Source organism: Variovorax sp. dw_954, assembly GCF_018449755.1.
In the GTDB taxonomy this organism is placed as follows: Bacteria; Pseudomonadota; Gammaproteobacteria; order Burkholderiales; family Burkholderiaceae_C; genus Variovorax.
The window spans coordinates 1-344 of the sequence record NZ_JAAVVD010000126.1 but is presented as its reverse complement, the minus strand read 5'-3'; the positions used below and the strand labels follow the sequence as shown (position 1 = coordinate 344).

The window sequence follows — 344 nt, the reverse complement described above, 5'->3', positions numbered from 1 at the left end:
ATGGCGCCCTGCTTCATCCGTGCAAACGCACGGGCGTCCATCAGGCCGCGGGTTTCGTCGGCCAGCGGCAGCGTGAGCGCGACGATGTCGGCGCGCGCCAGCACCTCCTCGAAAGGCAGCCGCGAGGCCCGCCCCGCCAGCTCGGGCGGCAGCGGCACCTCGAAAGGGTCGTGGAACAGCACCGGCATGCCGAAGCCCAGGGCCGCGCGACGTGCGACCGCCTGCCCGATGCGCCCGAAGCCGAGCACGCCGAGGGTCTTGCCGTGCACGTCCCAGCCGAACAACTCCTCGCCGATGTTGCGCGTCCACTGTCCTTCGCGCACCAGCGTGGACAGCTCGACCAG

1 protein-coding gene is annotated in these 344 nt (G+C 71.5%); it reads right to left on the bottom strand.

Annotation, left to right across the window (positions count from 1 at the left end; genetic code table 11):
* On the bottom strand, window positions 1–344 hold a 344-nt coding region (locus HB681_RS37820; protein ID WP_275946443.1), incomplete at both ends, for an NAD(P)-dependent oxidoreductase.